Source organism: Arthrobacter sp. JDC6, assembly GCF_056484025.1.
On record NZ_CM151278.1, the window covers coordinates 572,772 to 598,539 of the forward strand.

The window sequence follows — 25,768 nt, forward strand, 5'->3', positions numbered from 1 at the left end:
GGACGGTTGGCTGCTGGGCCGGGGCTGGCGTCCGGGCGGCTATTTCCTGGCGGGGTCCCCGTCGTCGTCTGCTCCCTCGGCGGGGTCCTGGGAGTGGACGCGGATGTCGGCAGGGTCGGCGTCCGGATCGCCTTCGGCGGGCGATTCAGCGTGGACCCGGTCGTCGTCGTCGTTCCGTGAGCGATCTTCAGTCATGGCTGCTCCTCGTGGCGCTGGTTCGCGGTACCCCTCATTCAGCGCTCCGCTCCATGACGTGTCAAGGACCTCCCACGCACTCTGGCCGCAGCAGGGCTTGTGTGCTGGACTGGTGAAGCAGTGAGCACCAACCGCCGTTTCTTCGCCCCTCCGGGCTGCTGGGACGGCGCCATTTCCAACCCAAACCGACCCAGCCGGCGCGGCCCGGCTGTTGGAAAGGACCACTCATGGCAACGTACAAGATCGGATATTTCGTGGGCAGCCTGGCCAGCGGCTCCATCAACCGGGTTCTGGCCAAGGCCCTGATCAAACTCGCGCCCGGGGAACTGGAATTCACGGAGATCCCAATCAAGGACCTCCCGCTGTACAGCTACGACTATGACGCCGATTTCCCGCCGGAGGGCCGGGCCCTCAAGGAAGCCATTGAGGCCGCGGACGGGATCCTCTTCGTGTCCCCGGAATACAACCGCTCCATCCCGGGAGCCCTCAAGAACGCCATCGACTGGGGATCCCGGCCCTGGGGCACCAACTCCTTTGCCCGCAAGCCCACCGGCATCATCGGCGCCTCACCTGGCAGCATCGGGACGGCCGTGATGCAGTCCTCCATGCGGGCCGTCCTGAGCTTCCTGGACGCACCGCAGCTGAATGCGCCGGAGGCCTACGTCAAGTACGATCCCAAGGTTTTCGGCGACGACGGCGAGGTCAAGGACGGGTCCACCGCCAAGTTCCTCAGCCACTACATGGAAGAGTATGCGGCCTTCGTGGCACGGGTCCTGGCCGCCAACGCGCCCGGTCACATCGGCGACCTGGAACCGGACGCCGCCAAGCTTTCCCGCTGATTCCCTGGCGGGTCTTCATAAGGCGTACGGATGCCCGCCGTCCCAGCAACGGCGGGCATCCGAGTCTTTATGCCGGCATCGCGAGCCGGCGGGTCAGTCCAGCGGCAGCGTCACCGTCACGCTGGTGCCCTGGCCGGGGCTGGAACTGATCTCCACTGCGCCGCCCGCTTCCTGCACGGCGACCGCCATGAGCCGCAGGCCGTAGCCGTGGTGCCGCCCGCTCTTGGCGAGGATGCTGTCGAAGCCCGTGCCGTCGTCGGCCACTACCAAGCGGATGCCGTGGTCAACAGCCGCCAGCTGGATGCTGAGCGTGGACGCGGACGAGAATTTGAACGCGTTGCTGAGCGCCTCCCGGGCCGACTGGTACAGGAGGGACGCGCAGTCCGCCGGGATCTCGACGCCCCAGTGCGGAGTATCCCAGTGGACCGAGGTCCCGCGCTGCCTCAGAGGGGCGGTAAGCCGGTCAATGCACCCGGCCAGTCCCAACGTGTGGAAATCCAGCGGCTGCTTGTCCGTCAGCACGCCTCCCACGGTTGTGACCTCGTTGTCCAACGCTGTTCTGCTTCCCATGACTTCCTGCTCCCCACAAGCTGGTTTGGTCCTATGGCTAAAGCGTGGACCTGCAATGTCTAGGGATGGCAAGGTTTGCCTCAAGATCCCATCAATTCTGCGCGTGGAGGGTGACCGGGTGCACTGCTGCCCCTTGTTTCATTGCCGCCGCGCTGGGGACGGAAGAGGTATGCCTACCTGGTTGATGTCACTTGTATGGGGCACCGGTGCCGGTGCTGCCCTGGTCCTGGGAGCTGCCGTGTCCTGGCGGTGGTCCATCCCCTCCAAAATCGTCTCGACGGTCATGGCTTTCGGCGCAGGTGTGCTGATCTCGGCCCTTGCCTTTGAACTGGTGGACGAGGCGGTCAAGGGCGGTGGCCTTTGGCCCACGGTGGCGGGCTTCCTGGCGGGGGCAGTGGTGTACGTGGGCGCCAACGTGCTCCTGGCCAGGGCCGGCGCCAAGCACCGCAAGCGGTCCGGGGACCAGCAGCCCTCCGAAAAGGACAATCCGGGCAGCGGCACCGCCATCGCCGTCGGTGCACTGCTGGACGGCGTCCCGGAATCGGTGGTCCTGGGCGTCGGCCTGCTGGCCGGCGGAGCGGTGAGGTCCTGCCATGCTGGCAGCCGTCTTCATCTCCAACGTGCCGGAGGGCCTGTCCGGCACCGCCGGCATGAAGAAGGCGGGCCGGAGCAGGGGGTACGTGTTCGGGCTCTGGGGCGGCATTGCGCTCCTGAGCGGAGTGGCAGCGCTGCTGGGATATGTGGCGCTGGAGGACGCCCCGGATGAGCTGGTCGCATTCATCACCTCCGTTGCCGCCGGCGGCATCCTGGCCATGCTGGCGGACACGATGATTCCCGAGGCCTTCGAGGAGCACCACAACCTGACCGGACTCACCGCGGCCGTGGGGTTCCTGACGGCGTTTACGGTGCACCACCTGGGGTGAGGACAGGGGCCCCTACGCCCCCGTCAGCACCGGCGCCGTCAGCCTGCCGTCCCGCATGGTGGCCACCACGTCCGTCAGCGGCACGAACTCGGTGTCATGGGTGACCATCACGGTGGCCACCCCGAACCCGGTGGTTACCTGGCGGAGGAGCCCGATGATCGAGGCGCTGCGTTCATGGTCCAGAGCGGCGGTTGGCTCGTCCACCAGCAGCACCTTGGGGCTGCCCATGAGTGCCCGGGCGATGTTCACCCGCTGGCGCTGGCCGCCGGAGAGCTGGTGCGGCAGTTTCCTGGCGCTCGCGGAGAGGCCAACGACGTCCAGCAGTTCCGCGGCCTTCGTCCGAGCCGCCTTGGCAGGCTTTCCGCGCAGGTGGTCGCTGATGATGAGCTGTTCGACGGCGGTGAGCGAGGGCAGCAGGTTGGGCTGCTGGAAGATGATGCCCACCTTGTGCCGGCGCAGCGCGGTGAGCTCCTTGTCCCTGAGGCCACCGGTATCGGTGCCGTCAATCATGACCTGCCCGTGGGAGGGGCGGACCAGGGTGGCGGCGACGGCCAGGAGGCTTGATTTGCCGGAGCCCGAAGGGCCCACGAGCGCAACCAGCTGGCCGGCCGGGGCCGTGAGGCTGACCCGGTCCAGGGCGGTGGTGGTTCCGCCGCCGTCCGGATATTCGAGGGTGACGTTGACCAGGCTCAGGGGAGCGGGGGTGGGGGAGGGCATGATGGCGTTCCTTTCGTAAGGGTGGATTAGTTGCCGCCGAGCGCCAGGAGCGCGTCGACCTTGGTCACGCGGCGGACCGCCAGTGCGGCGCCGGCCAGGCCCAGGGCAACAATCCCGACGACGGGAAGCACCGTGGTGCCCGCGTTCAGCAGGAACGGGGCAGCCTGGGCGGCAAGGGAACCGGCCGCGACGCCCACGGCTCCACCGACGGCGGCACCGGCGGTGAGGACGATCGCGGCCTGGGTCAGGGCGTCCCGGAGGATGTAGGCACCGGGCGCACCCATGGCTTTCAGCACGGCAATGTCCCGGGTCCGCTGGATGGTCCATACGGTCAGGAATGCCACGATCACCAGTGACGAGATCCCGTACAGGAACGCCTGCATCAGGGTCAGGGACCCGTTCTCGCTCTTGAAGGAGCCCAGCGCCTGGAAGGACCCGGCGCGTGAGGCGCTGACTGTATGCACGGCTGCGTCGACGGCGGCGCCGTCCACCGTGGCCCCCGGGGCGTAGGTGACGGCGACGACGGTCGCCAGCTGTCCGCCGTCGGACACGTGCGCTGCCCTGGCCCACGCCGGCAGGGCCGTCCACACCACGCTGGTATGTGCGTACCACTGATCCGGCACCACCGCGGCGACGGAAAGCTCCACGCCGCCCAGGGAGACTTTGTCGCCTTGGCCGGCCGACAGAGCCTCCGCAACCGAGGTACCCAGCACCGCGGTGCCGGCGGACACCTCAACGGGTGCCAGCGGGCTTCCCGGGGAAACGCCGAAAACCGCCACGTTGGCCGTGCCCGACCCCTTGACGGTCTGGGCCCGGGTCTGGGTAATGCCCAGCGGCTCTGCGGACCTGACGCCGGGCTGGTTCTTCCAGCGCTCCACCTGGGCGGCCGTCACGGAGCTTTCCGTGTAGGACGCCTTGGGGGTGGCGGAACCGGGAGCGCCGAAGACGATGGTATCCACCGGCCTGGTGCCGGCCGCGCCCAGCTTGTCGATGGCCGACGTCGACTGCTCGGCCAGGCCCGCTGTCAGGCCTGACAGCATGACCAGCAGGAGGGTGATCAGGGCTACGACGCCGCCCATCATGGCGAACCGGCCTTTGGCGAAGCGGATATCGCGGATTGCCAGGAACACGTTGTTTCTTCTCTCAGCAGGGGTGGATTCTTGTGTCCTTCCACTCTCCCGGGGGCTGCCCCCGGCGGCATCGCGGGGACGGTTGATCCTCCGGGATGGAAGGGTTGAGCCGGGAGTCAACCGTTCGGTTGATCCCCTGCAGGCGGTCCCGGCATAAGCTGGGGAAATGCCTGCCACGCCCCTGCCGCAACCACCGGAGAAGGCCGGCGGCATCCCCGCGAAGGGGCCGTTGAATGCGCTGGAAAACGCATCGTCGGCGGCAATCCTTCGGGTCCTGCGGGTCACCCTGCACACGGGGTTCGCGGTGCTGCTGGCCGTGGCCCTGGTCCGGATGCTGATGTCCGGTGGTTCCCTGCGCTGGCTGTGGGCGGGCGCCGCCGTGGTCCTCGCTGCTGTGTACCTGGCCGGAACGGTCCTCGAAAAGCGCCACGCGGAAGCCCGGATCGGCTTCAACCCCCGCCGTTACGGCCTGCTCTGGCTGACCCTGGTCACGGGCTTGTGGGCGTTGCTGCTTGCCGGGAGTGCGGACTTTGCGTGGCTGGCGTTCCCCATCTTCTTCCTGCACCTGCACCTGCTGCCCCGGCGGGCTGCGCTGCTGACCATCGCGCTGATGACGGTGGCGGTGGTTGCCTCCCAGTGGGCTGCCAGCGGCGCCCCGGTGCCGCACGCCGCGGCCGTGGTGGGCCCTGTGCTGGGTGCGGTCTTCTCGGTAATCACCGGGTTGGCGTACGCGGCCCTGTACCGCGAGGCCGAAAACCAGCGGCGTGCGGCCGACGAACTGCGCCGGACGCGGCAGGAGCTGGCCAGGTCCCAGCACGACGCCGGGATGCTGGCGGAGCGGGAGCGGCTGGCCCGGGAAATCCACGACACTCTGGCCCAGGGCCTGTCCAGCATCGTGCTCCTGGGACGGGCGGCGGAGCAGTCCCTCGCCGACGGTGATGCCGCGACCGCATCCTCACGGCTGGCGCTGGTGCAGCAGACCGCCGCCGACAACCTTGCGGAGGCGCGCAGCTTCGTCCGCGGCCTGTCCTCGCCACAGCTGGAGGGGACCACTTTGGTGGAGGCCCTGCGCCGGTTGTGCGGCAAGACGGAGGCAGGCGCCGCGGCCGCTGGGGTGGCGCTGCGGTGCCGGCTGGAGGTGGACGGTGAGCCGCAGGATCTGCCCCAGCCGGTCCGCGTGACCCTGCTGCGGGCGGCTCAGGCGAGCCTCGCGAATGTCCGCGAACACTCCCGGGCAGCGAACGCCGTCGTCACCCTTGCCTTCCTGGGCACCGAGGTGACCATGGACATTTACGACGACGGCACGGGCTTTGATCCCGCCGCTGCGGCCGGTGCCGCGGACGCAGCGGACGGCAGCGGGTTCGGGCTGCGCTCGCTGCGGGAGCGGGTCACCGGATTGAACGGGACGCTTGCACTGGAGTCCGCGCCCGGCGAGGGCGCCGTGGTGGCCATCCGGCTGCCGCTGGACGGTGGTCCCCGTGGGTGAGGTGCGCGTCCTGCTGGTGGACGACCACCCCGTGGTCCGTGCCGGGCTGCGTGCCATGCTCACCGGAATCGAGGGCATCTCCATCGCCGCCGAGGCCGCTGACGGGGCCGCTGCGCTGAAGGAACTGGCCCGGCTGACGGCGCTGGGCGAGGCGCCGGATGTGGTCCTCATGGACCTGCAAATGGGCGAGGGGATGGACGGTGTCACGGCCACTGCCGAGATCCGCAAACTTCACGCCGCTCCGCCGGTACTCATCCTCACCACGTACGACACCGACGCGGACATCCTGGCGGCCGTCGAGGCGGGAGCCAGCGGGTACATGCTGAAGGACGCGCCGCCGGACCAGCTCCGGCAGGCGGTTTTGCAGGCGGCTGCTGGCGGGACGGCCCTGGCGCCGCGGGCGGCTGCGCTGCTGATGGACCGGATCAGCAACCCCGGCACTTCGCTGACCCCCCGGGAGGTGCAGCTGTTGGAGCTGCTGGCCACGGGCCTGTCCAACCGCGCCATCGCCAGGCAGGTCTTCATTTCCGAGGCGACGGTGAAGACCCACCTGGTGCACATCTACGGCAAGCTCGGCGTGGACAACCGCACCGCCGCCATCGCGGCCGCTGCCCAGCGGCGCATCATCAGGCCGCCGGGCGCCAGGGGCTGACCTGCAGTACGTTTATTCCACTGCGTTACAGAGGCCGCTGTTTCCAGGTGCCGCTGTTCCAGGTCACATTGTTCAAAGGAGAATGAATGTCCCGTCCGGTCCCAGCCGTTGATGCCCTTCTTTCCACCTACGGTGCGGCCGACGCCTGCGCGGCCGAACTCCTGTGTGACAGCCACGATCCCAACGCCGTTGCCTTTACGGTGGTTGCTGCCGACCTCTCCGCCGAGGACATCACCTACGGCGAGCTCCGGGAACGCTCGGAACGGGGAGCCGCCGCCTTGGCGGAGTTGGGAATAGGTCCGGGAGATGCGGTGGCCACCCTGATGGGAAAGTCGGCGGACCTGGTGGTCATGCTCCTGGCTATTTGGCGCCGCGGTGCCGTCCACGTGCCGCTGTTCACCGCCTTCGCGTGGCCGGCCATCGAGCTTCGCCTCACAGCCTCCGGCGCAAAGGCTGTGATCACCGACGCCGACCAGCGGGCGAAGATCCACGAAACCGAGGCCGCCGTCGTGGTTGCCGGCGCAGAAGCATCCCTGCCGGACCTGGCGCTCACGCCGCTCCTTGCCAGGCAGCAACCGGGGATCGCGGCCGAAGCTGTGGGAGGTGACGGTGATTTGGTGCTGATCTTCACGTCCGGAACCACCGGTGCACCCAAGGGCGTACCGGTGCCCGTCCGGGCGTTGGCCGCGTTCCGCCAGTACGTCGAGCTGGGCCTGGACGTCAGTGACGAGGATGTTTTTTGGAATGCCGCAGATCCCGGCTGGGCCTACGGCCTGTACTACGGGATCCTCGGTCCCATGGCGGCAGGGCGGCGGAACCTCCTGCTGCGCCCGGGTTTCTCGCCGGAACTCAGCTTCAAAGTGCTGGAGGCGTTTTCCGTCACCAACTTCGCGGCTGCCCCCACCGTGTACCGCACCATGCGCGCGAAAGCCGGCGCCGGAATCAGTCCTTTCCACCTTCGGCGCGCCTCGTCCGCCGGCGAACCGCTGACCCCGGAGGTGATCAGCTGGGCCCGGGAGGTGCTGGGGGTTCCGGTACGGGACCATTACGGACAGACCGAACACGGGATGATGATCATCAATGCCTGGCATGACGACGTGCGGACGGAACTCAGGCCGGGTTCCATGGGCCGGCCCCTGCCGGGGTGGAGCTGTGCGGTCCTCAAGGACAACGCCGACGAGCCGGCCGCGCCGGGTGAACTGGGCCGGGTTGCCGTCAATGTGGCAGACAGCCCCATGATGTGGTTCAAGGGGTACCAGGACGCACCGGAAAAGACGGCGGAAAGATTCAGCGCGGACGCCAAGTGGTACCTGACCGGCGACGCGGGCACGGTGGACGCGGACGGCTACTATTTCTTCTCCTCCCGTGATGACGACGTGATCATCATGGCCGGCTACCGGATTGGCCCTTTCGATGTGGAGAGCGTCCTGGCCACCCATCCGGCGGTCCTGGAAACTGCCGTGGTGGGCGCTCCCGACGAACTGCGCGGAGAAGTCCTGGAGGCTTATGTTGTCCTGGCGGAAGGGACCACCGGCAGTGATGCCCTGGTGGCCGAACTGCAGACCATGGTCAAGACGCAGTTCGCCGCACACGCCTACCCGCGCCGCATCCACTTCGTTGAGGACCTGCCAAAGACGCCGTCGGGCAAGCTGCAGCGCTACATCCTGAGGCAGCAGCGGGCCGCGGAACTGGGCCGCTGACTTCAGGAGATGGCCGCCTTCCGGCGCCTTTTGGGTCGGGGGCTGTTAGCGTGGAGGCCCAGCCACAGAAGGAGGAGCGATGTCCATCAATTCACCTGATTCACTGCCCGGGGATGAGCCGCAGGAAGGCTCGGCGGCCGGCAAAGGCAATGCCGACGGCGGGATCCCCGGTGGTAAGGACGGCGTCGGGATTTCCGACGGCGCCGAGCCCAACACCTTTGAACCGGAAGAGGATCCGGATGCCGCGGCGGGGCCAACGGACTGAGTTCCGATGAGATCGCGCAGTGAGCTCCGCTCAAGGTTGGCTCAAGATTGGCCGAAGGTGCCGGTTTTGGGCATTTAGGCAGGCTACCGACCGGTAATTTCTTAACTGCTTCCACGTCAGTTCCCCGGCAGGAAGCATTGGAGGCCCCTGCGCTGGAGCTAGACTCGCGCGGGGGCTTCCCCCCATGGGCTAGGCGTTCTCTATCCAATAGCGGCGCTTGCCGTTGCGCGTGTCTTCGTACTGCCCGCCATTTTTTTCAATGGTGGCCCTCGATCCGGCATTGGCCTCGTCGCAGGTCAGGAGCACCCGTTCGATCCCCAGCGTCCGCGCCACGGGAAGCGCGTCTGCCAACGCTTTCGCTGCATGGCCGCGCCGCCTCGCGGAGGGCCTGACGCTGTAGCCGATGTGCCCGCCTTCGTTGAGGAGGTAGTCGTTCAAGCTGTGCCTGATGGCCAGCGAGCCGAGGAACGTGCCGCCGTCGACAATCCACAGGTAGGTGCAGGGCACGTAGCCGGGCTTCCGCACCGTTTCCGGCCTGGCGTCTTTGATGAGGACGTCAACGAACCGGCTGAACGCCTGTGCACCGATGAGATCGTCCGGGGACCAGCTGTCTGCGCCCGCACCGTCCTGCCGGGCACCGGCAAACTCTGCCGCTGCCTCAAGCCAGGATGAGTGGAGGCTGACGTCTGGTGCGATGAGCTGGGCCATGAGAAGATCCTATGCTGCGGATGTGCCTGCGTTCCGGCCGTGCACGGTGAGCGCGTTCCCGGGAAATCGCTGCTGGCCTGTACTATCGGCCCCGGACCCAAATTTGCGGTCTGAAAGGGGACAATTCATGGCGCGCACTCAGACGGTAACTGCAGCTCCCGCGGATCCGGCCGGGCGGGACGAACTGCTGCAGGAATACGGGTTCGCCTTTGCCGCTGACGAAGGATCCACGCACACCCCTGACGAGCTGTCTACGGAACCCCTGAAGAACCTGGTTCAGTTGGCCGCCAAACTTTGCGGCGTCCCCTTCGGCGTGATCAATGTTGTCACCTCCGATCAGCAACAGCAGGTGGCGGCCGTCGGCTTTGAGGCCGCCGTCTGTGCCCGCGAAGATTCCATGTGTTCACAAGTCTTCCTTTCGGGGAAGCCAACCGTTGTCCCCGACGCATCCCTGGACCCCCGCCTCGCATCGAATCCGTTTGTGACAGGGGAGATCGCCTCCGTGCGGTACTACGCGTCGGTGCCCCTGGAGACCGCGTCCGGGTTCGTGCTGGGCTCCCTCTGCGTCTTCGCCAATACCCCGGGCACCCCTGGGAAGGACCACCTGGGCATGCTGGAGATCCTGGCCCGCCAGGCCGTCCAGCTCCTGGAACTCCAGCGGCGAACCCTCCAGCTGAACAGCGCCCTCAGCGAGGTGCGCGAAAGCAATGCCAAACTGGCGGAGTTCGCGGGACGTGTCAGCCACGACCTGCGCGGACCCCTCACCACCATGCTGGGCTACGTGGAGATGGCCGGGGACGAGGTGGACGGCGACCACCCTGCGGCCGAGTACCTGCAGATCATCGATGCCAGCGGGCACCGGATGCTCGCCATGCTTGAAGACGTCCTGACCTACTCCCGGATGGGCGGTGCCCTCCAGCGGCAACGGGTCTCCCTCCAGACGGTGGCAGCAGAGGTCGCCAAGGATCTGGGCCTGTCCTTCGGCAGTGGCGCCGTCCTGGACGCCGAGGCTATGAAGCTCCATGTGGATCCCGGCCAGCTGCGCACGCTCCTGCAGAACCTGGTGGCCAACGCAGTGAATTACCGGAGCCCGGACCGGGACCTCAAGGTCCGCATCAGCGGTATTTCCAACTACCACGGAACCACGGTGTTTGTGGCGGACAACGGCAAGGGGATCGCCCCGGAGGACCGGCAGCGCGTCCTGGAACCCCTCGTCCGGCTCCACAGGGACGGTGACGGACACGGCTCGGGTCTGGGCCTGGCAATCGCCCGGCGCGTTGTGGAAGCCCACGGTGGAGAGCTGAGCCTGAAAGAGACGCCGGGCGGCGGCACCACCGCGGTGATCAGCTTTCCCGCCGGACCCTGACAATCGCTTCAAAGGAGTCAGGGCCGGCTGCGGTATGCAGCCGGCCCTGACTTAGGGGTCTAGTTCAGGTCGAAGCGGTCCAGCTCCATGACCTTGGTCCAGGCGGCCACGAAGTCGTTGACGAACTTCTCCCGGGCGTCGTCGCTGGCGTAGACCTCGGCGAGGGCGCGCAGTTGCGAGTTGGAGCCGAAGACCAGGTCCACGGGGGTGGCCGTCCACTTCAGCTCACCGGTGGCGGCATCGGTAATTTCGTAGACATTTTCCTCCGACTCGGACGCCTTCCATTTGGTGCCTGGTGAGAGAAGGTTGACGAAGAAATCGTTCGTCAGGACCTGCGGCCTGTCCGTAAGCACGCCGTGGCCGGCGCCGCCCACGTTGGTGCCCAGGGCACGCATGCCGCCCACCAGCGCCGTCATTTCCGGCGCGGAGAGGTCCAGCATGTAGGCCTTGTCCAGCAGGAGGGTCTCTGGCTGGAGCTTCAGGCCGGCCCGCAGGTAGTTGCGGAACCCGTCAGCCCGCGGCTGCAGGTACTGGAATGATTCGACGTCGGTCTGCTCCTGGGTGGCGTCCGTGCGGCCGGGCCGGAACGGCACAGTCACGGGGAACCCTGCGTCGGCAGCGGCCTTTTCCACCGCAGCCGCGCCGCCCAGGACGATCAGGTCGGCGAGGGACACCTTCTTGCCGCCTGCCTGGGCTGAATTGAACTCATCCTGGACACGCTCAAGGGCCTGGAGCACGGTGGACAGCTGCTCCGGTTCGGAGACGTCCCAGCTGCGCTGCGGCTCCAGCCGGATCCGGGCACCGTTGGCGCCGCCACGGCGGTCCGTCTTGCGGTAGGTGGCAGCCGAGGCCCAGGCCGTGCCGGCCAGTTGCGGGATGGTCAGGCCGGAATCCAGCAGCTTGGCCTTCAGGGAGGCGACGTCCTGGTCGTCAATCAGTTCATGGTCGACGGCGGGAACAGGGTCCTGCCACAGTTGCGGCTCCGGGACCCACGGGCCCAGCATGTGGGGCCCCACCGGGCCCATGTCGCGGTGCAGCAGCTTGTACCAGGCCTTGGCGAACGCCAGGGCGAACTCGTCCGGGTTCTTGAGGAAGCGCCGTCCGATAGCCTCATAGACGGGGTCGAAGCGCAGCGACAGGTCCGTTGTCAGCATGGTGGGCCGGTGCTTCTTAGCGGGATCGTGGGCGTCCGGGATGATCTCGGGGGCGTCCTTGGCCACCCACTGGTGGGCGCCACCCGGGCTCTTGACCAGTTCCCACTCGTACTCGAACAGGATCTCCAGGAAGCGGTTGCTCCATTGCGTAGGCCTGTCCGTCCAGGTGACCTCAAGGCCCGAGGTGATGGTGTCGCCACCCTTGCCGCTGCCGTAGGTGCTGAGCCAGCCCAGGCCCTGTGCCTCAAGGTTGGCGGCTTCCGGTTCGGGACCCACATGAGCATCGGCGGGGCCGGCGCCATGGGTCTTGCCGAAGGTGTGGCCGCCGGCGATCAGCGCGAAGGTTTCTTCGTCGTTCATTGCCATCCGCTTGAAGGTCTCGCGGATGAACGCGGCAGCGGCCACCGGGTCCGGGTTGCCCTTGGGGCCTTCGGGGTTGACGTAAATCAGGCCCATTTCGGTGGAGCCGACCTCTTCGGACATCTGCCCTTCGCCGACGTAGCGCTCGTCGCCGAGCCAGGCATCCTCCGGGCCCCAGAAGATCTGCTCGGGCTCCCACACGTCCTCCCGGCCAAAGGCAAAGCCGAAGGTCTTGAAGCCCATCGATTCCAGGGCAACGTTTCCGGCCAGGACCAGCAGGTCGGCCCAGGAGAGCTTCTGGCCGTACTTCTGCTTGACCGGCCACAGCAGGCGCCGGGCCTTGTCCAGGTTGGCGTTGTCCGGCCAGCTGTTCAGCGGGGCAAACCGCTGGCTGCCGTCACCCGCTCCGCCGCGGCCGTCCTGGACGCGGTAGGTGCCTGCGGCGTGCCAGCTCAGCCGAATCATGAGGCCGCCGTAGTGGCCGAAGTCCGCCGGCCACCAATCCTGCGAGGTGGTCAGGACCTCGGTGATGTCACGCTTGAGTGCCTCCACGTCCAGCTTCTGGAATTCCTCGCGGTAGCTGAATGACGGGCCCAGCGGGTTGCTCGCCTGGCTGTGCGCATGAAGCACGGAAAGGTCCAGCTGGTTGGGCCACCAGTCCTGGTTGGTCCGTGGCCGGTGCCCCTTGGGCTGCGGCGTGTCAATCGCCGGGTTTTCACTTTCGCTGCCCTGGGCCGTGGCGCTGCCATGGGCTACGGGGCACCCACCCTCAACCTTCTGGTCCAGGCCCTGTGCGCTCCCGGGCGTGGGGACCGGGGGATGGTCTTGGGGTTCGGTCATGTGCTTCTTCCTTCCGTTGGGCCGAGGCCGCGGTTGGACTCGGGCAGCCGGTGCAACCCTCCTATTGGAACATAGACGCGGGGGAGGGAAACCCCTCTTTTCCAGGAGGGATCCGTTCTCCAAGTGAGGGAACGTAATAGTTGGTCAACCGGTTGGGAGGCTGCCGCTGCCCCCAGCCATAATCAAAGTGCGGGTCCTCTCTCAGTAAGTCCGCACTCTCCATTTCTTCCCACCCTTTTGCGTGGGACTTTCGAAATTTCAGGAAACAACTTCATGGACGGTTCAAGCCTTGTAGCCCTCTTCCTTGCGAGGAGCGACGACACTGCCACCAGCGCGCTGCCGCGTGCGCCCAAGAGGGTTCGGGTAAAGAAGCCCGGCCTGTCACCCTGGTCAATCCTGCGGGGCCGGACGGCAAGTGTGCTGCACCGCCTTGCGTGGGCGATTGAGCCTGACACGGAGGGCAGCTTCTAGCCCCCTCCGCCTACACCTCGACTGAGCGGCGGAATATCTGCCTGACGCTGGGGCTTGTCGCAAGGGGGCGTCGTCGGACAACCCTGCAGCAGAAGGAGCACTATGACCATCGGTTCAGGAACAGCAGCGGGTTCAGGATCAGCAGCGGGCAACGGGCGGACTGCCCTGGTGGTGGGTGCCACCGGCATCGCGGGGTCCGCGCTGGTGGATACTTTGGTTGGCGAAGGCTGGGCTGTCCTTGCCTTGTCCCGCAGGCCCGGAGCTGAGCGCCCTGGCGTCCGGTGGCTCTCGGCGGACCTGACCTCAGCTTCCTCCCTGGCGGCTGTGCTTGGTCCGGAGAACCCCTCCCATGTCTACTTCACCGCGTGGTCGCGCCGGGCCACCGAGGAAGAGAACATCGCCGTCAATTCGGGCATGGTTCGTGATCTCCTCTCAGCACTGCAGGGCAAGGCCGTGGCCCACGTTGCCCTGATGACCGGACTCAAGCATTACCTGGGACCGTTCGAGGCGTACGCCGCCGGGGAAATGCCGGACACCCCCTTCCATGAGGAAGAACCGCGCCTTCCGGTGCCGAACTTCTATTACGCCCAGGAGGACGAGCTGTGGGCGGCAGCGGCCCGGCAGGGGTTCACCTGGTCCGTGCACCGCGCCCACACCGTCATTGGGCATGCGGTGGGCAACGCCATGAACATGGGCCTCACGCTCGCTGCGCAGGCCACCCTGTGCCGGGACAGCGGGCAGCCGTTCGTGTTCCCGGGATCCGAGACGCAATGGAACGGCCTCACTGACATGACGGATGCAGGCCTGCTGGCCGAGCACATGCTCTGGGCCTCCACCCCCCCGGAAGCCGCAAACCAGGCCTTCAACATCGTCAACGGTGACGTGTTCCGCTGGAGGTGGATGTGGCCGAAACTCGCCGCCTACTTCGGCGTGGAGTGGGAGGGTTATCAGGGAGAGCCCCGTCCCCTGGAGCAGTCCATGGCGGGGCGCGGGGACCAGTGGCGGCAGCTCGCCGCCCACCACAACCTCAGCGAGCCGGAGCTGGACCGGGTGGCATCCTGGTGGCACACGGACGGTGACCTGGGACGCGGCATCGAGGTGGTGACGGACATGGGCAAGAGCCGGGACGCCGGCTTCATGGGATACCGGCGGACGCTGGATTCCTTCACGGCCCTGTTCGACCGCTACCGCGCCGATAGCCTGATTCCCTGATCAATGAGGCCCAAAGAGCTGTTCGGAGGGCCCGCGTACGCCGTCAGTGAACCCTGAAAGTTCTGGCTCGAACCCCCGGTTAAGTCCCAGCCTCCGGACGTACACTGACCTTCGCACCACGTTTGTGGACACTCCGTCAGGTGAGGGCTTGTACGTATGCTCTGGAAGTTGCTTGTCGAATACCTGCGGCCGCACCGGCCGCTGCTGGTCGCCGTCGTGGTTTTCCAGCTGGCGCAGTCCATCGCGTCGCTGTACCTGCCAACGCTGAACGCGGACATCATCGACCAGGGTGTGGCCCGCGGCGACACCGCCTACATCATGTCCACGGGCAGCGTCATGCTGCTCATCACCCTCGCGCAGATTGCCTGCGCCGTGGTGGCCGTGTACTTCGGTGCCAAGGCCGCGATGGGCCTGGGCCGGGACCTGCGCGGCGCCATCTTTGACCGCGTGGGCGAGTTTTCCGAGCAGGAGGTCACCCGCTTCGGCGCCCCGAGCCTGATCACCAGGTCCACCAATGACGTCCAGCAGGTCCAGCAGCTGGTGCTGATGTCCGCCACGCTTCTGGTGGCCGCGCCCATGCTCAGCATCGGCGGCGTGATCATGGCCATCCGGCAGGACGCCCAGCTGTCCTGGCTCATTGCCGTGTGTGTCCCGGTGCTGCTGATCGCCGTCGGGCTCATTGTCACGCGGATGGTGCCGCTGTTCCGCAAGATGCAGGCCCGGATCGACACCGTGAACCGCGTGCTGCGCGAACAGCTCGCGGGCATCCGCGTGGTGCGGGCATTCGTGCGGGAGGACATGGAAACGGCGCGGTTCGCCCAGGCCAACACGGACGTCACGGACGTTGCCCTCCGCGCCGGACGCCTGATGGCGCTCATGTTCCCCACCGTCATGCTGATCCTGAACGTATCCAGCGTGGCGGTTATCTGGTTCGGCGCCTTCCGGATCGAGGACGGGTCCATGCAGGTGGGCACCCTGATCGCGTTCTTGAGCTACCTGATGCAGATCCTCATGTCCGTCATGATGGCTACCTTCATGGCGGTGATGATCCCGCGCGCGTCGGTGTCCGCGGACCGGATCGGCGAGGTGCTGGGCACCAGTTCCAGCGTCCTGCCGCCGGAGAACCCGGTCACCAGCGCGGCGTTCGCCGGCAGGCAGCGGCGCGGCGAGTTGGAGATGCGCGACGTCGGATTCGCCTACCCGGGTGCCGACCAGCCGGTCCTGTCAGGCATCAGCTTCACCGCCCGCGCTGGGCAGACGACCGCGATCATCGGCAGCACCGGCTCCGGCAAGACCACCCTGGTGAACTTGATGCCGAGGCTCTTCGACGTCACCTCCGGCGCGGTGCTGATGGACGGAGTGGACGTCAGGGACCTGGACCCGGACCTGCTCTGGGGGCACATCGGCCTGGTGCCACAACGGCCATACCTGTTTTCCGGCACCGTGCGCAGCAACCTCCTGTACGGCAACCCGGACGCCACCGAGGACGAGCTGTGGACCGCGCTGGAGATCGCCCAGGCCCGGGACTTCGTGGAGCAGATGGAGGATGGGCTGGACGCGGCGATCTCGCAGGGCGGCACCAACGTCTCCGGCGGGCAGCGGCAGCGGCTGGCCATCGCCCGGGCCCTGGTGAAGCGGCCCGAGCTCTACATCTTTGACGACTCGTTCTCGTCCCTGGACACCGGCACCGACGCCCGGCTGCGCCAGGCGCTCAAGCGCAGCACTGCCGGTGCCACCATGGTCATCATCGCCCAGCGCGTGTCCAGCATCGTTGACGCGGACCAGATTATGGTGCTCGACGACGGCAGGATCGTTGCGCACGGCACGCACCATGAGTTGCTGGAGACATCCGAGACGTACCGTGAGATTGTTTCGTCCCAGCTGGCAGCGGAGGAAACGGTATGAGCACCCAACACCCGGGGACCCGTCCCGCTCGCGGCACCAAAACCGGGCCCGGCTCCGGAGCCGGCCAGGCCGACGTCGTACGCATTCCCCGGCCGCGCGGCGGCCCAGGGCACGGCGGACCGTTTGCCGGGATGAACGTCCCGACAGAGAAGGCGATGAACTTCAGCGGTTCGGCCAAACGGCTGCTGGGCACCCTGCGGCCGGAACGGCTCTGGCTGGTGCTGGTGCTGGTCATGGCCGTGGCGGGCGTAGTGCTGCAGGTGATTGGGCCGCGGCTGCTCGGCGAGGGCACCAACCTGATTTTCGCCGGTGTGGTGTCCAAGCAGCTGCCGCCGGGGATGACGCAGGCGCAACTGATTGCGCAGCTGCGGGCGGCGGGGGAGAACCTGAAGGCGGACATGCTCGGCGCCATGACGCTGACGCCGGGTGCGGGGATCGACTTTGCGGCGCTGGCCAGCGTGCTGACGTGGGCGCTGGTGCTGTACGTGCTGGGGTCGGCGTTCATGTGGGGGCAGGCGTATGTTCTGAACGGCGTGGTGCAGCGGACGGTATTTGGGCTGCGCGAGAAGATCGAGGCGAAGATCAACCGGCTGCCGCTGCGGTATTTCGACTCGATCCAGCGCGGTGAGCTGCTCAGCCGGGTGACCAACGACGTCGACAACATTTCGCAGAGCCTGCAGCAGTCCATCAGCCAGGCGGTGACGTCGTTGCTGACGGTGGTGGGCGTATTGGTGATGATGTTCATCCTGTCCCCGACGCTGGCGCTGATCGCGCTGGTGACCATTCCGCTGACGCTGGGGATCACGGCGCTGATTGCCAAGCGCTCGCAGAAGCTGTTTGTGCAGCAGTGGAAGAACACCGGTGAGCTGAATGGGCAGATTGAGGAGACCTACACCGGGCATGCACTGGTAAAGGTGTTCGGCCGGCAGCGCGAGGTGGGGGAGCGGTTCCGGCAGAAGAACGTGGAGCTGTATGAGGCGAGTTTCGGGGCGCAGTTCATTTCCGGGCTGATCATGCCGGCCATGACCTTCATCGGGAACCTGGTGTACGTGGGGATTGCCGTGGTGGGCGGCCTGCAGGTTGCGTCCGGGGCCATGCAGTTGGGTGACGTGCAGGCGTTCATCCAGTACTCGCGGCAGTTCACCCAGCCGCTGGCGCAGCTCGGCTCGATGGCCAACCTGCTGCAGTCCGGCGTTGCGTCGGCTGAGCGGGTGTTCGAGTTGTTGGATACGGAGGAACAGTCTGCCGATCCTGTGGGTGCTTCTTTGCAGAGTCCTGATGGTGCCGGGCGCGGGCGGCTGGTGTTCGAGGACGTGTCCTTCTCGTATTCGCCGGACAAGCCTCTGATTTCCGGGTTGTCTTTGGTGGCGGAGCCGGGGCAGACGGTGGCCATTGTGGGGCCGACGGGGGCGGGCAAGACCACGCTGGTGAACCTGATGATGCGGTTCTACGAGCTGGATGCCGGCCGGATCACGTTGGACGGCGTGGACATCACCACCATGACCCGGAACGACCTGCGCTCGCGGATGGGGATGGTGCTGCAGGACACGTGGCTGTTCGGTGGGACCATCCGGGACAACATTGCCTACGGCCGGCCCGCTGCGTCTTCTTCGGAGGTGCTTGAGGCCGCGCGGGCGACGTACGTTGATCGCTTTGTGAAGTCCCTGCCCGAGGGATACGACACCGTGCTGGACGACGAAGGGTCCAACGTGTCCGCCGGCGAGAAACAGTTGCTGACGATTGCCCGGGCGTTCCTGGCGCGGCCCTCTGTTTTGATCCTGGACGAGGCGACGTCTTCGGTGGACACCCGGACCGAGGTGCTGGTGCAGAAGGCCATGAGCGCCCTGCGGTCCGACCGTACATCGTTCGTGATCGCCCACCGCCTGTCCACGATCCGCGACGCCGACCTCATCCTGGTGATGGAGGCCGGCCAGATCGTGGAGCAGGGGACCCACTCATCACTGCTGGCCGCCGGCGGGGCTTACGCACGGCTGTACGAGGCGCAGTTCGCGGCGCCGGTTGCGGAGGTTTAGGACAGCGTGCCTCCCATTTTGGGACACAGCCGTCATTGAATCTGACCCCATGCCGGCGCCCATGACCGACCGGAGTGCAAAACCCTGGCGGGTGGGGAACCGAAGCGGGCGCGATGACGGATACTCGGTTCTGCTGTGGGTGGAACTCGAAATGTCAGACCCCAGTGACAGCATTTGGGTATGGAAACCGGAGCGGTTGTGGACGCGGGACGCAGGGCCGGGTTGCCGGCCGCCGTCACCTCCCTGGCCGGACTGGTGAACGAGTTGGCCGGAGTCCTTGCCCGTTCCTCGGAAGCGTCGGCTCGTGGAGACGGACTCTCTGGCCATGATCCTCTGCGGGAACTTTCCGAGTCCTGCCTGGACGGCCTGGCGGTGGTGGCCCGGATCGAAGCTGCCACAGCCGCGGCGAAGGTCCAATTGCTGGCCGGTTACGCAGAGGCGTCAGATGCGTTGGAAGGGCCGGCGCAAAGTGCCTATGAATCGTCGGCGCGGGAAATGAGCATGGTGGCAGAGGTTGCCTGCGTCCTCACCATCGGTGAACGTGCCGCGTCTGCACTTTTGGGGGAAGCCCAGGCGCTGACCAGCTCTTTGCCGTCGACGCTGGATGCGCTGCAGGACGGAAGCATTTCCTGGCAGCACGCACGGATCCTTGTGGACGAAACCTCTGGCCTCAACCCCGCTGCGGCCGCTTCATTGGAGGCTCACTTCCTTGACCCGGAGGCACCGAACGCGGCCAGGGGAGCCGCTGCTGGCGAATTGGTGCCGGCCCGCTTTCGTCGGAAAGTCCGTTCCTGGCGGGAACGGCATCACCCGGAGTCCCTGGATTCGAGGCACGCGAAGTGCGCAGGGGACCGGCGGATGGAGTACTCCCTGGACCGGGACGGAATGGCATGGGTCTCGCTGTACATGCCCGCGGACACGGCATGCGCGGTCTGGAACAGGATGTCCGCCATGGCCCGCGGCCTGCAGGGCCCGGATGAACCGCGGACGCTTGCCCAGCTCAGGGCGGATGTGGCTGCGGGGTTGCTGTTGGGCAATCCAGCCCAGGCAGTTGGCGCGGCGCCCTCCCTTAAAGCCGACGTGCTGGTCACCGTGCCGGTGTTTTCACTCCTCGGAACCGCGGACGAGCCCGCAGAGCTTGACGGTTACGGACCCATCCCGGCGTCGATGGCCCGAAGGCTCGTCACGGAAGGTGCCGGCTCGTTCTACCGGGTCCTCGTGGATCCCCGGGACGGGGCACCGCTGGAAATCAGCCGGACCAGCTACCGCCTTCCGGAATCACTGAAGCGGTGGTTGCGGATGCGCGATGGAAAATGCACTTTTCCCGGCTGCAGCAACGCCAGCCTGGATAATGAATCAGACCACCTCACAGCCTGGGAACATGGCGGAACTACCGGAATCAGCAACTTGGGTCAGCTGTGCCCCAAGCACCACAGGCTCAAGCACCGAACGGGCTGGAGCCCCGGACCAACCGCCAGGAACGAACCACCCGGCTGGATCTCGCCCACCGGGCGCCAATACAACGCCGAACAACCGGACCGGGAACCGCCACTGTGGCCGCCGGGCTTCCTGCCCGGAGAAGGAAGCCTCTTGGAAGCAGTATGCGTGGATTATCTGGCTGCGTCATAGCCGGGGTATTCATGCTCTCCGTCGGCGTGCTCCGTTGGTGTGCGCCCCGGCACAGCCAGGACCGCGTCCAACCACGGCGCCACGTGCAGCAATCATCCGTGCCGGTCTTGGAAGTGAAGTAGACATCCGTGCCGGTCTTGGAAGCAGGCTGCCGGTCCTGTAGGGACCGGCCTGTTGTTCCCTTCCGTTTACCCACCATCAACCAAAGCGCTCCAAACCGTTCCAGCAGGCACAGCAAGCTGTTCGGGCACCCTTCCGCCCGTCACACCCCGGCCGGGCAGACATCCCCGACGCACCAGGAGTACTCCGTGTTCGTGAAAAGCACCCTCGCCACCGTCGCCATCCTCGCTTCCCTTGCCGGGACAGCCGTAGCCCCCGCCCAGGCGCAGACTCAAGCCCCGGCTGAGGCACCCAGGCCGGCTCCCGTCGTCGTCGGCCAGCCGCTTGCCGGGACACACGCCCACAATGATTACGAGCATGACCAGCCCCTGTTCGACGCCCTGGAGCACGGCTTCACCAGCGTCGAGGCGGACGTGTGGCTTGTGGACGGCGAACTGCGGGTGGCCCACGACCTCGCCGACGCCAAGCAGGGCGTCACGCTCGAGAGCCTCTACCTCGACCCGCTCCAGGACCTGGTCCGCAGCCAGCCCGGCCACAGCGTCTACCCCCAGTGGGACGGCAGCCTCCAACTCCTGATCGACATCAAGAGCGAAGGCGAGGCCACCTACGCCGCCGTCGAACAGGAACTGTCCGAGCACCGCGGCATCATGAGCCGCTACACCAACGGCAACGTCAAGACCGGCCCGGTGACCGCCGTCATCAGCGGCAACCGCCCACTGGCCACCATGCAGGCACAGACCCAGCGCTTCAGCTTCTACGACGGCCGCTCTACGGACCTCGCCTCAGGTCTCCCCGCCGCCCTGATGCCCCTGGTCAGCGACAACTGGACCAAGCTCTTCACCTGGCAGGGCGTGGGCCCCATGCCCGAATCCGAGCGGACCAAGCTGCGCGCCTTCGTTGCCACGGCCCACGCCAACGGCTACCGCGTCCGCTTCTGGGCCACCCCGGACCACCCCGGCGCCGCCCGCGACGCCGTCTGGACCGAACTGGCCGACGCCGGCGTGGACCACATCAACACCGACGACCTCGCCGGCCTCCAGCAGTTCCTCACCGCCCGCGGCGCCTAGGCATTTAGCAGAAACAGGAGCAATCACATGCCCACAAAGACTTTGAAAATAACGACGGCGGCACTCACCCTGGCGCTTGGCCTCCTTGCGTCCCAGCCCGCATTCGCCGGAACACAGGCTGCGGACAGCAGCAGCGACAACAACCAGGCCTTCACCTTCGCCGCGATCGGCGACATCCCCTACGGCGCAACCGAGATCGCCAAGTTCCCGTCCCGCATCCAGGACCTCAACGCCGACAAGGACCTGAAGTTTGTAGCACACGTGGGCGACATCAAGAACGGCTCCTCCGTCTGCTCCGACGGGTACTTCTCCTACATCCGCTCCCAGTTCGACACCTTCACCCACCCGCTGGTCTACACGCCTGGCGACAACGAATGGGTGGACTGCCACCGCGCCAACAACGGCGCCTACAACCCGCTGGAACGTCTGGACAAACTGCGGGAGGTCTTCTTCAACCAGCCCGGCAAGACACTCGGCGCCACCATGCCGGTGAAGTCCCAGGCGAACCTGGGCCTGCCCGAGGACGTCCGCTTCACCAAGAACCGGTGGCCTTCTCCGTCCTGAGCGTCCAGGGCAGCAACAACTCCCTCCTGCCGTGGACGGGCCTGGGCAAGACAGAACCCACCCCGGAGCAGCTGGCGGAGGTGGAGCACCGGACGGACGCCGTCATCACCCAGATCCACCAGACCTTCGCCGACGCCAGGCGCAGCAATGAGCGCGCGGTGGTGCTCATGCAGCAGGCCGACATGTTCGACCCTTCCCTCCTGGCCGACGCCACCGCCAATCCCGAAACCGTCTCCGGCTTCCGCGGGATCGTGCAGGCGATCGTCGAGGAAACCAACCACTTCGACGCACCGGTCTACCTCATCAACGGTGACAGCCACGTCTTCGCGGAGAACCAGCCCCTCGCCGCGGGATCGCCGTGGCTGGGCATCTACGGCTCGGCCCCAGCGGACAACCTGCGGCGCATCACCGTGGACGGCGCCAACAACGCCGTGGACTATGTGCGCTTCACTGTGGCCGGCAACAGCGCCACGGGTGAGGACGTCCTGAGTTGGGAAAAGGTCGCCTTCAGCGGGTAGGCACCAACCGGAAGCGGACGACGTCGGGCGCCCACCCGCCGTCGTCCGCTTGGGAATTCCAAGGCTCTGGACACAGATAGCTGCCGGACTTATCGTGCTGGGGTGGCGGCTGCCTGACTGGCAGGAAGGCCAGTGCTGCCGGTCTGTCGCTGCGGCCGTCCGTCATAGGGAGGAAGCAGATGGAACACTTCGAAGAGGTTGAAGAGACCGTTGAAGTCGCCGTCCCGGTGGGTACCGCTTACAACCAGTGGACCCAGTTCGAATCCTTTCCGCGGTTCATGTCCGGAGTGGAATCGATAACCCAGCTGACGGACACCACCAACCACTGGGTTACCAAGGTGGGTGGCGTCAGGCGGGAGTTCGACACTGAAATTGTCGACCAGGAGCCCGATGACCGGATCGCCTGGCGCAGCGTCGACGGCAAGTCGCATGCCGGTATCGTCAGGTTCACGCCGCTGGACGCTACTCACACCAAGGTCAAAGTCCATTTCGAATGGGCCCCGGAAACCGTCACCGAAAAGGCAGGCGCGGCGCTGAAGATCGACAAGATGCAGGTCAAGGCGGACATGCGCAAGTTCAAGGACTTCGTTGAATCGCGCGGCACCGAAACCGGAGGCTGGCGTGGCGAAGTCAAGGACAGCGGCCCCACCGGCCAGTTGTAGACCTGGCAAACAGAAACGTACGACGGCGGGTGCCCACCCGGCGTCGTACGTTTCCTTGTTTTTGTGGTTGTGGTGCGGGTCAGGGCGAGAGTTCCTCGAGGACCCGGCCCTTGGTTTCGATGGCGAAGAAGATGGTGACCAGTCCACCGATGAGCGCGACTGCGGCGAAGACCGTGAAGACGTAGCTGACCCCGTAATTGTCCACGATCCAGCCGACCAGGATGGGCCCGATCGCGGAGCCTGCCCGAAGCCAGGCACTTCCGAATCCGGTGCCGATGGCGCGGAGACGCGTCGGGTAGAGCTCGGCCGAGTAGAGGTAGAGGGAAAACGAGATGGTCTGGAGGATGGCGTAGGCGATGCTGGCGAACACCACCACCTGCGTGGCGGAGACGGCGCCGAGGGCGGTGAGCACTACCAGCGGGACCGTAGCGGCGAGGAATGCCCATGAGTACCAGCGCTTGCGGCCCACGCGGTCGATGAGGAGCGCGCACAGGATGGACGCCACGACGCCTACTGCCGATGTCACCCAGCCGTAGGCAAGGCTGGCCTGAAGCGGGAGGTTGAAGGTCTGCTTATAGAGCGTTAGGAGCCAGGTGATAAGGCCGTTGTTGACCATGTAGACGCAGATCCAAAGCATCCAGATCATGAGCGTGCGTTTGCGGTAGATGCCTGAGAAGAGTTCGCGCCAGTCGGTCCGGGCGGTCGCTTTCGGGTCCACGGGGCGCACAACGGGCTCGGAAAGGGCGTGGCCTGCTTTTCGGGCTTCATTTTCCAGCATGGTGACAACCATGTCAGCCTTGTTTACGTGTCCCCGGGAGGCGAGCCAGCGGGGGGATTCGGGCATCAGCCAGCGCATGGGAATGGTGAGCAGGGCGGGGACGATGCCGACGATAAACATCGCCTTCCAGCCCACCACCGGGACCAGGAAGTACCCGGCGATGCCGGCGAACATGAGGCCCACGGGGAAGATGACCTCGTAGAGGAGGAAGAACCTGCCGCGCTTTTTCGCCCCAACGAATTCGTTGATGTAGGCGCTGGCCACCGGGACCTCACCACCGGTTCCAATGCCCTGGATGAAGCGGAAGACGATCATCGACGCGGCGCCCCACGCGAACAGGCAGGCGACGTCCATGGAGACGAAGAGCAGGATGGTGATGAGCAGGACGGGAAGTCTGCCGATCCTTTCGGCCAGCTGGCCAAAGAAGAGTGAGCCGAAGATCTGGCCGACGTATCCGGCTGACAGGATCATCCCGATCTCCCCGGCCGTCAGGTGCCATTCCGTGGACAGCTGCGGCATGGCGAAGGCGATGGCCAGGACGGTATAGGCGTCGAAGAACGTGGCGGACCCGATGATCACGCGGATCAGGGTCAGGCGCCGGGTGAGCGGGAGCCTTTCGAGACGGGCTACGAGCTCTGCATTTATCCGGGCGGCGTTGGGGCCGCCAGCCATGGTGGTGGTGTTGTTCGGCTCGCGCATTGCGAGTCCTCCTTCTCCAGCGCGGTGCTGGGGTCCTCATTGACCAAGAGTGGAGATGGCAAAAGCCTAGGGGAGGATGGCGGGAGTTGTCCCCGCCATCCTCAGGATCCGTGGATCAGACAGTGGCGGTGACCTTGCCGATGTTTGCGGCGGCGAAGGCTTCCGCAATTTCGGTCTCGGCGCCTTCCGGCAGGGGCAGGAGCGGGGTGCGCACTGTTGCGTGCTCGAGGATACCGCGGTTCACCAGGCCCCACTTCAAGGCGACGGTGCCCTCCATGTGGGAGCCGCGGTGGTAAACGTTCTTGGTCACTGGCAGCAGCCGCTCATGAATGGCGTGGGCACGCTTGTAGTCCTGCGCCTTGCCGGCCTCGATCAGTTCGACGAGCAGTTCGGGGGCGATGTTGCCGTAGCCGACGAGCAGACCGTCGACATCGAACATTGTCGGGAGCAGGTACTCGTCATGGCAGGACAGCACCTGCAGCTCGGGGTACGCGGCGCGCAGTGCGGGAATCTCGGTGTACCACCGGCGCATGTTGCGGACACCGTTCTTCGTGGCAAAGACGCCCTCCTGGCCGGCGATCTCCAGCTGGGTGTCGAGGTCGTAGGTCGCCTTGGTGTTGTCGGGGTACTGGAAGAGGATCAGCGGCAGGCCGGACTCTTCGTAGATCTCCTGGTAGCGCGACTGCGGGGCACCCTTCTGGTATCCGAAGCGCAGCCACCCGTGCGAGGGGTAGACGAGACCAGCTGACGCGCCGGCCTCGACGGCCTTCCTGGCCTCGAGGGCCGCGGTCTTGTTGCCCTCCTTCGTGATGCCCGCCACGACCGGAATGCGGCCGTCGGTGGACGCCACGAACGCGCGGATGACGTCCAGCTGCTCCTCTTCGGTAAGGAACGTGCCTTCGCCGGCGTGGCCCAAGACGACGAGACTCTTCACGCCCTCAATCGATCCGAGCCACGAACCCAGACGCTGGATTGCAGCGAAGTCGACAGCGCCATCTTCGGTGAACGGGGTGACAGGTGCGGGGCTGAGTCCGCGGAGATCGAGTGTCATTACAGCTACCTTCTTCTCTTCTTTGATAGTTGGCAGTTCCGCTAGTATGGGAACGTTTGCAGGAACGTTTTCAAGTTTGCACGTGTCGCAGCTCACTGTCAAGGGAACGTTTGCAAGTTGGAGGAATAGAGTGTCTGTTACACCCTTGCTGAAG

At 66.2% G+C, this 25,768-nt stretch carries 22 protein-coding genes and 1 pseudogene; 15 read left to right on the top strand and 8 right to left on the bottom strand.

Annotated elements, in window-relative coordinates:
- Positions 1-39 precede the first annotated feature (39 nt).
- A complete protein-coding gene (locus ACV095_RS02605; RefSeq protein ID WP_018770695.1) occupies positions 40-195 on the bottom strand; it encodes a hypothetical protein in 156 nt (51 codons plus the stop codon).
- Between the two features lie 227 nt (positions 196-422).
- Between ACV095_RS02605 and ACV095_RS02610 the strand changes: the two genes are divergently transcribed.
- Positions 423-1,034 (top strand): NADPH-dependent FMN reductase, encoded by a 612-nt coding sequence (locus ACV095_RS02610; protein WP_018770694.1) that lies wholly within the window; start codon positions 423-425, stop codon positions 1,032-1,034.
- Between the two features lie 93 nt (positions 1,035-1,127).
- On the opposite strand, the gene ACV095_RS02615 is transcribed toward ACV095_RS02610, so the two are convergent.
- A complete protein-coding gene (locus tag ACV095_RS02615) occupies positions 1,128-1,604 on the bottom strand; it encodes a sensor histidine kinase (RefSeq protein WP_018770693.1) in 477 nt (158 codons plus the stop codon).
- A 169-nt stretch (positions 1,605-1,773) separates the two neighbouring features.
- Between ACV095_RS02615 and ACV095_RS02620 the strand changes: the two are divergent.
- Positions 1,774-2,527 (top strand): annotated as a pseudogene (locus tag ACV095_RS02620) (ZIP family metal transporter).
- 12 nt (positions 2,528-2,539) lie between these two features.
- On the opposite strand, the gene ACV095_RS02625 reads toward ACV095_RS02620, so the two are convergent.
- Together ACV095_RS02625 and ACV095_RS02630 are read right to left on the bottom strand one after the other, a co-directional pair.
- Positions 2,540-3,244 carry an ABC transporter ATP-binding protein gene (locus ACV095_RS02625; RefSeq protein ID WP_018770691.1) on the bottom strand — a complete coding sequence of 235 codons (705 nt, stop codon included), beginning with the start codon at positions 3,242-3,244 and terminating at the stop codon, positions 2,540-2,542.
- A gap of 26 nt (positions 3,245-3,270) precedes the next feature.
- A complete protein-coding gene (locus tag ACV095_RS02630; protein ID WP_018770690.1) occupies positions 3,271-4,374 on the bottom strand; it encodes an ABC transporter permease in 1,104 nt (367 codons plus the stop codon).
- 166 nt (positions 4,375-4,540) lie between these two features.
- Here ACV095_RS02630 and ACV095_RS02635 point away from each other — a divergent pair, with 166 nt between their 5' ends.
- From ACV095_RS02635 to ACV095_RS02650, 4 genes are all read left to right on the top strand, one after another.
- Complete coding sequence (locus ACV095_RS02635; protein ID WP_478222846.1) at positions 4,541-5,860, top strand: sensor histidine kinase; 1,320 nt, start codon at positions 4,541-4,543, stop codon at positions 5,858-5,860.
- On the top strand, positions 5,853-6,512 hold the full coding sequence (locus ACV095_RS02640; RefSeq protein WP_056391624.1) for a response regulator transcription factor: 660 nt from the start codon (positions 5,853-5,855) through the stop codon (positions 6,510-6,512). Before ACV095_RS02635 ends, ACV095_RS02640 begins: the two co-directional genes overlap by 8 nt.
- 86 nt (positions 6,513-6,598) lie before the next feature.
- Positions 6,599-8,212 carry an AMP-binding protein gene (locus ACV095_RS02645; RefSeq protein WP_478222847.1) on the top strand — a complete coding sequence of 538 codons (1,614 nt, stop codon included), beginning with the start codon at positions 6,599-6,601 and terminating at the stop codon, positions 8,210-8,212.
- A gap of 79 nt (positions 8,213-8,291) precedes the next feature.
- Positions 8,292-8,477 (top strand): hypothetical protein, encoded by a 186-nt coding sequence (locus ACV095_RS02650; protein ID WP_018770686.1) that lies wholly within the window; start codon positions 8,292-8,294, stop codon positions 8,475-8,477.
- Between the two features lie 189 nt (positions 8,478-8,666).
- Here the strand turns inward: ACV095_RS02650 and ACV095_RS02655 are convergent, their stop codons facing one another.
- Positions 8,667-9,185, bottom strand: a complete 519-nt coding sequence (locus ACV095_RS02655; RefSeq protein WP_056391615.1) for a GNAT family N-acetyltransferase — start codon at positions 9,183-9,185, stop codon at positions 8,667-8,669.
- Between the two features lie 127 nt (positions 9,186-9,312).
- Here ACV095_RS02655 and ACV095_RS02660 point away from each other — a divergent pair, with 127 nt between their 5' ends.
- Positions 9,313-10,551, top strand: a complete 1,239-nt coding sequence (locus tag ACV095_RS02660; protein ID WP_134165505.1) for a sensor histidine kinase — start codon at positions 9,313-9,315, stop codon at positions 10,549-10,551.
- Between the two features lie 59 nt (positions 10,552-10,610).
- On the opposite strand, the gene katG is transcribed toward ACV095_RS02660, so the two are convergent.
- The gene (gene katG / locus ACV095_RS02665; RefSeq protein WP_478222848.1) at positions 10,611-12,905 is read right to left on the bottom strand and encodes a catalase/peroxidase HPI; all 2,295 of its coding nucleotides are present in this window, start codon (positions 12,903-12,905) and stop codon (positions 10,611-10,613) included.
- A gap of 573 nt (positions 12,906-13,478) precedes the next feature.
- Between katG and ACV095_RS02670 the strand changes: the two genes are divergently transcribed.
- From ACV095_RS02670 to ACV095_RS02705, 8 genes are all read left to right on the top strand, one after another.
- A complete protein-coding gene (locus tag ACV095_RS02670) occupies positions 13,479-14,588 on the top strand; it encodes an SDR family oxidoreductase (RefSeq protein ID WP_478222849.1) in 1,110 nt (369 codons plus the stop codon).
- Between the two features lie 156 nt (positions 14,589-14,744).
- Complete coding sequence (locus tag ACV095_RS02675) at positions 14,745-16,493, top strand: ABC transporter ATP-binding protein (RefSeq protein ID WP_478222850.1); 1,749 nt, start codon at positions 14,745-14,747, stop codon at positions 16,491-16,493.
- Positions 16,490-18,526 (top strand): ABC transporter ATP-binding protein, encoded by a 2,037-nt coding sequence (locus ACV095_RS02680; protein ID WP_478222851.1) that lies wholly within the window; start codon positions 16,490-16,492, stop codon positions 18,524-18,526. Before ACV095_RS02675 ends, ACV095_RS02680 begins: the two co-directional genes overlap by 4 nt.
- 180 nt (positions 18,527-18,706) lie before the next feature.
- Positions 18,707-20,155 (top strand): HNH endonuclease signature motif containing protein, encoded by a 1,449-nt coding sequence (locus ACV095_RS02685; RefSeq protein WP_478222852.1) that lies wholly within the window; start codon positions 18,707-18,709, stop codon positions 20,153-20,155.
- Positions 20,156-20,463: 308 nt separating this feature from the next.
- Positions 20,464-21,342, top strand: coding sequence for a phosphatidylinositol-specific phospholipase C/glycerophosphodiester phosphodiesterase family protein (locus ACV095_RS02690; RefSeq protein ID WP_223992745.1), 879 nt, complete (start codon positions 20,464-20,466; stop codon positions 21,340-21,342).
- A gap of 27 nt (positions 21,343-21,369) precedes the next feature.
- Positions 21,370-21,906, top strand: a complete 537-nt coding sequence (locus ACV095_RS02695; RefSeq protein ID WP_478222853.1) for a hypothetical protein — start codon at positions 21,370-21,372, stop codon at positions 21,904-21,906.
- Positions 21,888-22,424, top strand: coding sequence for a hypothetical protein (locus ACV095_RS02700; RefSeq protein ID WP_478222854.1), 537 nt, complete (start codon positions 21,888-21,890; stop codon positions 22,422-22,424). Before ACV095_RS02695 ends, ACV095_RS02700 begins: the two co-directional genes overlap by 19 nt.
- A 179-nt stretch (positions 22,425-22,603) precedes the next feature.
- Positions 22,604-23,086: an SRPBCC family protein gene (locus tag ACV095_RS02705; protein ID WP_018770662.1), complete on the top strand. Its 483-nt coding sequence runs from the start codon at positions 22,604-22,606 to the stop codon at positions 23,084-23,086.
- Between the two features lie 79 nt (positions 23,087-23,165).
- Here the strand turns inward: ACV095_RS02705 and ACV095_RS02710 are convergent, their stop codons facing one another.
- Complete coding sequence (locus ACV095_RS02710) at positions 23,166-24,563, bottom strand: MFS transporter (RefSeq protein WP_478222855.1); 1,398 nt, start codon at positions 24,561-24,563, stop codon at positions 23,166-23,168.
- Positions 24,564-24,678: 115 nt separating this feature from the next.
- The gene (locus ACV095_RS02715) at positions 24,679-25,614 is read right to left on the bottom strand and encodes a dihydrodipicolinate synthase family protein (protein WP_026265982.1); all 936 of its coding nucleotides are present in this window, start codon (positions 25,612-25,614) and stop codon (positions 24,679-24,681) included.
- Positions 25,615-25,768: the final 154 nt, after the last annotated feature.